This window comes from Stieleria bergensis, from assembly GCA_007745635.1.
Taxonomy (GTDB): Bacteria; Planctomycetota; Planctomycetia; order Pirellulales; family Pirellulaceae; genus Stieleria; species Stieleria bergensis.
Map to the genome: position 1 here is coordinate 6479679 of CP036272.1, position 10705 is coordinate 6490383.

Annotated in this window: 10 protein-coding genes; 3 read left to right on the top strand and 7 right to left on the bottom strand. The window is 53.5% G+C overall.

Annotation, left to right across the window (positions count from 1 at the left end):
• Window positions 1–963: 963 nt before the first annotated feature.
• On the bottom strand, window positions 964–2256 hold the full coding sequence (locus tag SV7mr_RS22660) for an alpha/beta hydrolase (protein WP_145276993.1): 1293 nt from the start codon (window positions 2254–2256) through the stop codon (window positions 964–966).
• 107 nt (window positions 2257–2363) lie between these two features.
• Window positions 2364–2627, bottom strand: a complete 264-nt coding sequence (locus SV7mr_RS22665; RefSeq protein ID WP_145276995.1) for a spore germination protein — start codon at window positions 2625–2627, stop codon at window positions 2364–2366.
• A 364-nt stretch (window positions 2628–2991) separates the two neighbouring features.
• Between SV7mr_RS22665 and SV7mr_RS22670 the strand changes: the two genes are divergently transcribed.
• Both SV7mr_RS22670 and SV7mr_RS22675 read left to right on the top strand, forming a co-directional pair.
• Window positions 2992–3483 carry a 3-hydroxyacyl-ACP dehydratase FabZ family protein gene (locus SV7mr_RS22670; protein ID WP_145276997.1) on the top strand — a complete coding sequence of 164 codons (492 nt, stop codon included), beginning with the start codon at window positions 2992–2994 and terminating at the stop codon, window positions 3481–3483.
• 46 nt (window positions 3484–3529) lie between these two features.
• On the top strand, window positions 3530–4774 hold the full coding sequence (locus SV7mr_RS22675; RefSeq protein ID WP_419187794.1) for an NAD(P)/FAD-dependent oxidoreductase: 1245 nt from the start codon (window positions 3530–3532) through the stop codon (window positions 4772–4774).
• A 10-nt stretch (window positions 4775–4784) separates the two neighbouring features.
• Here SV7mr_RS22675 and SV7mr_RS22680 read toward each other — a convergent pair whose 3' ends face one another.
• Window positions 4785–5159: a hypothetical protein gene (locus tag SV7mr_RS22680; RefSeq protein ID WP_145277000.1), complete on the bottom strand. Its 375-nt coding sequence runs from the start codon at window positions 5157–5159 to the stop codon at window positions 4785–4787.
• Window positions 5160–5329: 170 nt separating this feature from the next.
• A complete protein-coding gene (locus SV7mr_RS22685) occupies window positions 5330–7783 on the bottom strand; it encodes an FAD-dependent oxidoreductase (RefSeq protein WP_145277002.1) in 2454 nt (817 codons plus the stop codon).
• Between the two features lie 521 nt (window positions 7784–8304).
• Between SV7mr_RS22685 and SV7mr_RS25700 the strand changes: the two genes are divergently transcribed.
• Window positions 8305–8466, top strand: coding sequence for a hypothetical protein (locus SV7mr_RS25700; protein WP_419187795.1), 162 nt, complete (start codon window positions 8305–8307; stop codon window positions 8464–8466).
• Window positions 8467–8528: 62 nt separating this feature from the next.
• On the opposite strand, the gene SV7mr_RS22690 is transcribed toward SV7mr_RS25700, so the two are convergent.
• The 3 genes from SV7mr_RS22690 to SV7mr_RS22695 form a co-directional block, all read right to left on the bottom strand.
• Window positions 8529–8816 (bottom strand): hypothetical protein, encoded by a 288-nt coding sequence (locus tag SV7mr_RS22690; RefSeq protein WP_145277005.1) that lies wholly within the window; start codon window positions 8814–8816, stop codon window positions 8529–8531.
• A gap of 985 nt (window positions 8817–9801) precedes the next feature.
• Window positions 9802–9942: a hypothetical protein gene (locus tag SV7mr_RS25705; RefSeq protein ID WP_419187796.1), complete on the bottom strand. Its 141-nt coding sequence runs from the start codon at window positions 9940–9942 to the stop codon at window positions 9802–9804.
• 162 nt (window positions 9943–10104) lie between these two features.
• The gene (locus SV7mr_RS22695; protein ID WP_145277007.1) at window positions 10105–10662 is read right to left on the bottom strand and encodes a hypothetical protein; all 558 of its coding nucleotides are present in this window, start codon (window positions 10660–10662) and stop codon (window positions 10105–10107) included.
• Between the last annotated feature and the right edge of the window lie 43 nt (window positions 10663–10705).

Consider the following 10705-nt stretch of genomic DNA (forward strand, 5'->3'; position numbering starts at 1 on the left):
GGTCTTTGGCCTTGGCACCTAAGGGCGGATTCATGATTTCGAGGTCGAATACGGTGTCGTCAGCGGACGACTTCGTTGAGCATGTGAATTGACAGAGCAATCATGGCCGGACGAACTTGTGTTGCCGCCAACAGCTTTAAGAGCAACGGAACGAGAGCAGTCAAAACACGTCATGGTTCGCCCCGATTCTATCCGCACCTACAAGTGCTTAAGAGAAACTCTTCGGAACGATTGTTCTCGGAGTGTGACGCTTTGGCCCGCTTCCATGCGAGCCATCGCTTGGTAATCAGGTGCAAGATTGGCGACGGTCAGACTCTGTTTGCTATGCCCAGAATCAAACTCGGATCATCTGATTCCTTTCCTTAGACAGCGGTCTTCCCAAGTCATCATCGAATAAAACGCACGGGATATCGCGTCTTCAAAATCCATGCGCGATTCGCTTCTAATAAAATGCCTGACCATCATGCGTAACGATCGACAATCCTCCAAAGTTCTCAGTAACGCATCAAACCCAAAGGTCCTTATCGCGAGAAGGCAAGCAACTAACTCCAAACATAACCTCATCCTCGACACTGGCCCCGAATTTCATACTAAGGAGCACTCACAACACCGCAAGCATCTCTTCTTTATGTTTGATCTGATGATCAAGGCAACTTGCGTCGTGCTGTGCCTAGTGATTCTCTTCAGCACACTAAGTTTCCTGATAACTCGATGCGTCCAACAGCCAATGGCTCGCGGCGAATCACGAGTAAACAGCAACGAAGAGAGCTACGATGACAATGCAGGGTTAGTGACACCGTCGAATGGGAGACGAGTACAAAAGCTGATCAAAAAATGACCGTCCCCTTTCATTAATGCGTCACCTTTTAACAAGCCGAAATCCAGAACGCGATTGGGTGGAATCAAAGCTACATGCAGCGATGCGGACATACAGAAGTTTCGCCAGAACGTTTCATGCAATGCTCACTCAAGATCCAACGTCACTTCGCCGGAGAACAGTGAAGTCGGATCACGTCGCTCTGAAAGCGTTTTGGCGAGCGTGGCGATGGTGCGTGGAATTCGGCCGCGAAACAGCTCGCGATCTTCAGACTTCACAACGACTGGCTGATCAAGGTTGACCATGCTGTCGTTAAAACGCACGGTGATCTGCTTGGCGTCAGTGGTCGTTAAAGTCACCTGCTGGCCTTCAAGATTGGCTCGAACCTCCGCACGTGCACTGATTTGCTGAGGGTCGACAGCCAACCAATAGAAACGAGGATGCACCACGTCATCTTGCTTCCAAACGATTCGCTTGGGGAATGCCTGACGCGTGTACTTTGCCATCCAGTCGAGAGCCACAGCATCCTGACGGTCCATCCAGTGCCCCTTGCCTTGATGCAATGTCACTTGATAAATGTAGCCATCGGGATCTTGACGATGCAAGTCGCTTAACTTCGCCTCCCATTCCTTTGCCTTTTTGTTGCGGTCGTATCCGCTATCAAGTGCACCCATGTGAATGGTGAACGGCAAGTTGCGCAGCCCCAATGGCGATGTCTCATTGGGATGCCCCGCCATCATTGAAGCGGCAGCTAACTGATCGGCCATTCGCGGGGCCAGTTGATAGACGCCATCACCACCGGCGGAGTATCCCATGATGTAAACGCGATTCGGATCAACGTCCTCTAGCAGGATCATGTCTTCAATCAATCGAGCAAAGAACTGATCGACATGAGCTTGATGCCACAGGTTCCACGAGTCGGTGGGTGCTCGCGGAACCAGATACACACCTTCGTTGAGCCGATACAACCGCTTTTGGTTTTCCCACTGCTGATCGTTAACGGGTTTCGGCGCGCCGCCTCCGCCATGCATGGAGATGTAAAGACTGCGGCCACTGGCTGGCTTGCGACCAAAAATCTGATAGACAAACGGCATCCGCAGGTCACCGATCTTGACTTCGCTGGACTTCAACTCTGCTGCTCGCTCGCCACGCTCTCTCTTGACGTAGTCATTCCACAAGAGTTCTTTGGCAACCGCAGCCTGCTTCTTGGTCAGGGGCACCTGAGCAAAGGGCTGCGTCGCCAACTCTGCTCGGTCGCTCTTGGGGCGATCCAAGAAGGCTCGCAGTTCGATGACAGGCGATCGTGTCGACTGAACGACCAGCCGCTTCTCACTCGCTTGATTCTGAATTGCGACCACAGGCGAAGCAGAGAAGAACAAGGTCGCAGATGCGACAAAGATCATGAGTCCAGCGGGGTGAATCGTGGTAAGACATCTCATGAATCGAGAACCTACTGTGCGGCTGTTTGGGAACGTGTGAGACTTCCCCAGTGTAACCGTTCACAGCACCCTGGTCAGGGCAAGCAAGCATCGCCGCCCCGGAATGCTTAGGCAATCAAGTTCGCAGGCTTGCTGCGGAGCCAAGGTAGCGCCGCCCCAGCAATTGCACCGCAACCGAGAGCAGCGTAAGCGGCTTTCCACATCATGCCAGGCAACTCAAAACTAGCCAAAAAGCCATACCCACAGAACGCAGCCGCAGCCAAAAGCAGGACCGTTCGCACCGAGCGGGCGACTGAGGGCGATGGGATAAGGAATGTCCCGGCGACTAAAGCAACGACGACGATTGAAAGAATAATCAGTGGTAAAGGCATCGATCTGTTTCCAGGAATCATGTTGGGGTTGGTGAAATCAATCTCTCTGTTTGATGAGAGCCCGATTCCCCGCTAGGCTTGCGCTCAAAAGGCAAAAAGATTCGCCAGCGGCCTCAAACGGCCAGCGAGACGATAACCAGCCCCGCTGAGCAAACCCGCTGAGCCATTCGCTTCGCAGGAGCAACAGAGCCCATTTCGCCCACCGGCAAACGAATCGGCCTGACTTGAGCGTGTTCCCCCCAACAGGTTGCCGGACATTGCGAATTCAGCACTAGCCAAATCAGGGATCAACTCCTACCGTCTGACAAACGGGACGCTTTGTTGCGCGCTACTACACCTCCTGGCTGTCACTCAATCCGACGCAATGACAAAATTTCACCAGCACTCCTTCGATCGAATCGAAGACTACCTCCATCATCGATCTCCCTACCTGCTTGTTGAACGCATTGTGTCGTTGTCCGACCAGGAGATTACGACAGAAAAGACTGTGACCGGTAACGAGTTCTTCTTGCCGGGGCACTTCCCAGGTGCACCGATTTTCCCAGGTGCCATGATGCAGGAGCTCTCGACCCAGTCCGCGGGCATCTTGATCGCAGCTCGCTACAACCCCATGGAGCAATACAACACGCACGACCCGCGATTCAATCCCTATGCGTTAGGCGTGTTGGTGCGAGTGTCGCATGCAAAATATCGCAGCTTCGCCAAACCGGGCGACGTGCTGACCGTGCGTGTGCGATTGAACGAGCACACGGACGACCTGTTTGATTTCAGCGCCAAGATTTCGAACGGTGAGCGCACGATCATGCAGAACAGTTTTCGCTTAGCAAACATCGAATCCCAATTGCTGTACTCCTAAGTCACGTCAACTGCTGCGATTGCGCAGCGACATGAGGTCAATCGTCATGACGAATCCAGTGATCGTTATCGGGGCTGGCATGGCTGGACTGAGCTGTGCCAGAACCTTACAGAACGCAGGCCTTGAGACGCTTGTTTTGGAAGCCTCCGATGAGGTGGGCGGCCGAATTCGAACCGATCAGCTGGACGGCTTCTTGCTTGACCGTGGCTTCCAAGTTCTCTTGACCTCGTATCCCGAATTAAATTCCATTGACGCCGAAGCGCTTGATCTACAGCCATTTCAACCCGGCGCTTTGATCCGTACCGAGCGTGGCATGCAAAGATTGGTTGATCCCTGGAGGAAACCGTCAGCTCTTTTCGCGACAGCCCGAGCCGCGGTGGGGAGCCTGGCAGATAAGCTTCGCATCGGCAAGCTGAGACTGGATGTCAGTCGAGGTCCCTCTGAAGAGATCCTTTCGTGGCCTGAACAATCGACTCTCAGGGACCTACGCCAGCGTGGATTTAGTGAGATCATGATTGAGCGATTCATGAAACCGTTTCTCGGCGGCATCTTTCTCGAAAGCGAACTAGAAACATCCAACAGAATGTTTCTATATGTCTTCCGAATGTTCAGCCAAGGGGATGCAACACTGCCTAGCGGAGGCATGCAGTCACTTCCAGAACAACTAAAGTCACAGCTGCAGAGTCAAAGCATCCAACTCAATGCCCCTGTCGCAGCAATCGAAAACGATCGAATCGTGACACAGCAAGGCGAGTCACTTCGGTACTCTCGTGTCGTCATCGCCACCGACCAGTCAGCCGCCGCCAAGCTGGTTCCAGAACTAGCAACCGATCGCACACCACGATCGGTGAACTGCTGTTACTTTTCAGCTCCCCAGTCGCCACTAAAGCATCCCATGCTGGCACTCAATGGCACTGGTTCCGGTTTGATCAACAACCTCTGCGTCCCCAGCGACATCGCACCTCAATACGCGCCCCCAGGCAAGTCTCTGGTCTCCGTCACGGCACTATCCCAAATCAACAGCAACGAAGATCGCCAGCAACTCATGGGCGAACTGAAAGAATGGTTTGGTGATCAAGTGGATGACTGGCAGCACTTACGAACCTATTACATTCCTGAAGCCTTGCCCAATCAAGCGTCGCCGTACTTCAACCCACCCCAGCAACCGGCCCACGTTCGCGACAATCTGTTCGTCTGCGGGGACTATCGTGAGAACGCATCGATCAATGGAGCAATGTCCAGCGGCCGCAGAACCGCGGAAGCAATCATTAAACAGCTGCAGTTTCACTAGCGAGTAAGTGTCACTCGGCGGCACCGCGCAAGCGGTCCAGTAGCATCGCATAAAGAGCCAAGCGTTCAATACCAGCCTCCATCGCGTGCTGTTTCCTTAACCCCTCTGCAACTTCGCGTTCAGGGACCTCCAGTTCTCGCAAGAGTTCTCGAGCGTCCTCCCATGTAGGAAGCCAAAGCATGCATTGCTGAAATCGCTCCTCACCTCCCATGTCTCGCATGAAGTATTGATAATTAAGAACAAAGTAGACACCGTCCTGAAAGGGCGACGGACGGTCATACTGTTTCAATTCATCGAAGACATAATGTCCTACCGCCGGCGTCCAAGGCAGGCCAACCCGACGCAGCTCCCGCGCCGCATCAATTTCATCGCCACTAAATCGCAACTTGCATCTCCATGGGATTGATTCATTGATCTTCAGACCACCTGACAACGCATTTGTTTGAGTCGTCCCGAGAGGAATATTAGGGCTCGGGCAATCCTGCTGGCCGAGGACTCCCAGGTGGGATTACCCCAAACGAAGACGGGATCGCGATCGCCAATTTTCAAGAACGCTCAAAACAAGCTCGGTTGAACCGGAAAATCGGGTGTTACCCCGCGCTCAATTGCAAGTTGACGCAGCACTTGTCCGGCGAGTGAAACCCCACTTAGAAACGCTCCCTCGACTCGAGGTCCGCCACACCAATCTCCACAAGCTCCCACACCGGCGTCAGGATCGTATAGCGATGTTTCCCCAACGGGATTCGTGGGAATGCCAAATCGCCAAAGCTTCAAATCCTCTGTGACAGGATCGATCGAAGCAATGCCCAGCGCTTTCCAGAATGCCTCACGCAATTGCAGGCCAATTGAAACGGGAGAGTCGTTAAGGTGTTGCTCGGTCCAATCTGTCGAACCGTGCAACACCCAGGTTTCCAAACGCTTGCCGCGCTGGGGTTTGCTTGAGTCTTTGGCGATCCAGGAGAGGATGGAGTCTTGCACGAACGCACCATCAAACGCAACTTCCAGCGGCCTCTGAAAAGCAACCATCATCGCCCAGCAGCCTGTCATACTGACACTGGCGGCCTGCTTGGCCAGCAAGGGAGAACCGTGTAGCAATTCACAAGCCTGTGGTGCAGGAACAGCCACCACGAGCTGGTCGAAGGTTCCCAAGTTCTCACCCGTCGCTGATTGGAACTGCCATTGATCGCCAGAGCGTTTGGCGGCCTGAACTCGGGTGTTCAAATGCACGGACAGGTCTTCGGCCAAGTGCTTTCCCAGAGCGTTCATTTTTGGCGTCGCCACATATCGCCGCGGATCACTCGCCTTTGGTGTCGCGGTGCCCTGATTCAACGTCACGATGGTTCCGTCCCAACTTTGCACAACCGCTGATTGTTCCCAAGACTTGACATACCGAACGAAGCGTTTATCCCTCGCCGTGAAATACTGTGCACCATTGTCAAACTGGAGGGATTCGCCCGAACGCCGCGTTGCCATCCGTCCACCATAGCCGCGACTCTTTTCAAAGACCTGCACTTGGCAGCCATGATCCATCAGAGTCCGTGCACACATCAAACCGGAGACCCCCGCACCAACGACTCCGATCGATGGAGTGCTCTCCCACAAACTGCGTGTGACTCTTTGGCGATAACGGACTGGATCTAGTCGCGTTGCATGTTGCTTGGTAGAGCGTTCGCGCACAACTCCAAACACAGGTTGTGCAGGAGAGAAGGGGCGATCGAACTGTCCGAGGCACCAGAGGATACCACCGTAAGAAGCGGGATCACGACCATCCAACGCGTAACGATGATTCAAATCAATCATCATCGCTAACGCTTGTTTTGCATCGGGCGTCCAGTTCAGCAAGGCTTTGCCCCAGGTCATCCGCATGTTGCCGTGCAATTCACCCTGTATGAGCAGTGACCGCTGAGCGGAATCCCACAGCGAGTCCCCCGTCCTGCCTCGCGCCAACTGTTCCCATGGCAACAACGCATCACGGTCTCCAGCATGGTCAGCTAGTGTTTGACGTGCCCATTCTGGAATCGCTGAGAGTCGCCGGTGATCTGTGCGGTAATGACAGAAAGCGTAGGCCAATTCTCTCCAGATGAGCAATTCATCAAGGAATTTCTGCGCCCCTTTTGATCCGTTTGCGGATGCCTCCCGAGCAATCCGGGTCGCAGCCACCATGCCAAAGTGCAAATAGGGGGACAGCCTACTAACACCACCCTCTAGTGGATCGTTGCGAAGGCGATGGTAGCGAGAGATCGAATGCTGCTGAAAAAGATTCCAGCGATGATAGCCGGCCGTGGAACCGCCGACAGTATGCGTCACCGGTCCAATAGAATGATCGATCTGACACTCAGCGACCAGATCAGCGATCTCTGTCACTTGCAAGTCAACCGGCTGAAACGGTCGTTCGATCTCCGTAATCGAACGACTGTGATCGAGTGATAGCTCAAGCGGCTGCTGGGTCATGCGGGTGGCATAGAGTGATTTGGTTGCAGCGCGAAAGGCTGACGCACGATCGTGGGCTCGACCAATTAGTTTGCTCGGGACAACGCAGGCACTATCGACTGCCAACACGGGACCGCGAGCACTCTGGCAAAGCTTTCTCCGCCAGCTTCGCAGCGGCTCCACTGGCATGTCTTCAGTAACGACGATCGCCGCCCGCTCAGCCAATCTCCGCAGGAATGGCTCCCGATGCCCAGGGCGTTCAACGTGTAAGGCGTAGGGAATTCCACGCTCTGTGAACTGCTGTTGTACATCCTTCGCACCCTGCAGAATAAACCAGTGGTGGCGGTCGGACGCATACGGATAACGTTCCGACAAACCTTGGTAGACCAGCAACGGCAACCGCAGACGGTTCGCAAGAAAGATCGCCATCGATAGCGTCTGATTCTCCGAACCACGAATCGAGGCATGCATCCAATACAGGACAAGCTCGCCCCGAATTTCCCCGCCCGCGGCTTTTAAGATCCGAGTTCGTTCGCGAAGCGATTCGTCAGCCAATTCAATCAGCGATTCCAGTTGCATGAGTTCGTTAAGCAATAAAAAGTCAGTTCAATCGATTGAGAAACTCTCTCGCAATAGCCCGACCGGAATCGTCGCCAGATCAGCCTGAAGCGTCTAGAAACCGAAATCCGCGTCTCAGCCACGTTCGACGGTTGCCTCGCGACCGCTTTTTACACGCGTGGGAGTTACGCTGGGCACTTAGCTTCATTTGGTTGCTAACCAGAAGCCTCCCCGCGCGGCTGTGGAATCGGTTACCGGTGCAATTTACAATACCGGATTCGTCAACTCAGTCCGGACTTCGACTCCAGTCAGCCTGGGGGGTGGAACTGTATTCCGGGTCAGCAGAGCAACTCATGAGAAAGCCCCCATCGTCACCAAAAACAGGTTCGCCTACATCGAGCAAACGCTGACGATTCATTTAGCAAGCCGTGCTATTTTCGAGACGCCGTTGTCCCCATTCGCAATTTTTGCAATCGGTCCAACACGTGGGTGCGATTAAGCAGAAAACAGATCCGTACAAAAGTGACGAAAGCTTTGGAAAGATGGCCCTGATTAAACTTCGGTACGAATTGCATCAAATCAACGTCCACATGATGCAACCACCGCAAAGCCGTGACATCGAAGGAACTGATGCACGGTCAGGCTTTTTGATGCATGTCAACGAAACGCTGACTTGCTTGATCCTTTCTAAACGCGGTCATTAGCGGGGCAATGATCTGCCCAACCGATCGGATGAGCCTGGCTGATCTGCAGGCCTGAAGAATGCTCAGAGGATCGGCACGCTCCTCTCATTCGATAGCTTCTCAAAGCCCATGGCAAGCGTGCGGAACTGCTCGCTCCAGTTATCCCTGCCCATCTGTTCGCAAATCAGAACGGCATTCCATGCGTGATCGGCTGCAAGTTCATAGTTGCCGCGTTCCTTGGCCTTGCTGTAGCAAGTTTGCTCTCGTTGCAAGTCCATCATTAGCCTCTGGCTATTAACGACTCGCAGCTTGTCACAACCCGTCAGGCCAACCAAGACGACCACGCAAACGATTTTCCGTAAATGACTCATTGGAGCGTTCGTTATCCCATTCAGTACTTTCAGTAAGTTTATTTCAGCGGGCCGTGGCACACGCACGTCTACTGGTTACATCCGGCGTTGGAAACGCATTCGCATCGGGAGCGCCAATCTTTGCCATTGGCATGCAAATATTCTTCACTTCGTTGCAATCATCGCGCCCGTTGCCGTGTTGACGCGTGGGCAAACCATGATTCGATCCGTAAAGTCACACTGGAGTCGTAAAGACACAGTCGGGAAAACTGGGAGAATTCGTCTCTACGCTTGCTCACATTTCCAGTGATCTCCTCGCACCAAACTTCTCTCTCTCACTGACAATCTTAGGTCTCAAAATCAGCATTCCGCGATCGGCCAGATGAAAGTTCATCGCCATGTCACACCTAGCATGAATTCCGGTTCAATGCTGTTGCATGACTTGATGACGAATCACGTTGACGCGTTCGCAGGCTGCTAACCGGCTTTGTCATCGATCGTGTTCCGATCGGCCCGACGGACCATCATCCCACCACTGCGACAAAACAAACCCCATCAACTGGGTCCATCAACTGCTCCACACTTGTCATGCCATCAAACTGCGCCACAACAGACGCAATCAGGTCGGAGAGGGATACATTTCAAGTGCTCAGGGCAACGGTAGGCAGCCGCCTTTTCAAATTCAAGCTCCATCAAACACCGCGCCGCACAACGCCGGAATCGACGCCACATTCACCTTCGAATGCGAATCAGTCCTTGATGGACGATGCAGATTCATGGTTCCTATTAATGGCGGACAGCAGTCAGGCGAGACCATGCTGGCACAAGCAAAGCGGTCAACACAAGCGTGCCTACCGACGCTAAGCGAGCGTTAGGGTTTACAGTGAGCCCAAGGATCCTTTTTGAGTCTCGCCGGAGACACCGCATTCAATGAATGTTCGTGCTCTCTGCGACAAAGATCAGTCATTCTCAGATGCCTCGTGAGACACTTAGAGTGGACTCACTGTCAGGCGTGATTCGCTGGCAGACGCCACTGGACGTGCCAGCCCCTTTCGACCGCCACAGGCACTCGGGTGCTGGTGGTCGGAAGGTCTTCATGAAGAATCAGATTGGCAGCCCAGATCAAGACCAGTTCGGTCAGAGTCATTCCAAACAGGGGCAAGAAATGGGCCGAGCAATCGTTCGCAATCCAACGAAAAACGCCGGAGTCCGTTCCGGCGCAGATCGACTTGGTTTGGCTGTGAAATCGTCCGGTTGATACAGTGACGCGGGACGTGCCAAACGAAGCAAGAGCAGTCTCAAATGCGGGCTAGTTACCTGCCTTACCCAGATCAATTTCACCGGCGATGGTGAAGTCGTAGTACCAGATGTCTCCGGGGCTCACAACGATGTTGAAGGGATCATTAATCGCCGTCACGGCAAGCGGTTCAGCGGCAGCCTTTACGTTACTGAATCGTCCCGTACCTGCCTTGCCATCTCCGTCGATATCCTGGACAGCGAAGTCCCCGTTCCAGGTGGCGGTGAACAATCCGCTTGGCAACGGTTGCAAAAAGATTCTTCCGCCGCCGGCAAGTTCGATGGTATCTCCGTTAGCGGCAATGATGGTTGCTTTTCCCGTCCAACCCTGAACCAATGGATTACCAAAATCGGGATCGTTTGGATCGGTGATTTCAAACGGCACTGCCAGGCCTAAATTGAGCGTCTTCCCCATGTAAGTAGTGATGCCGTCTCCAGCAAACTCAGCAGTCAACGGATTGTATTCATTCCCACTGCCAGCGGACAAAAAGGGCACCACCTGCGCCGAGCAGAGACTGGTCGAAAACAGGGCCAACAACGTTGCACACATCAAGCAAACGGATTTTTTCACGTCTAATTCCTCGAAGATCGTCGAAACAGAAAAGTAGGAATCA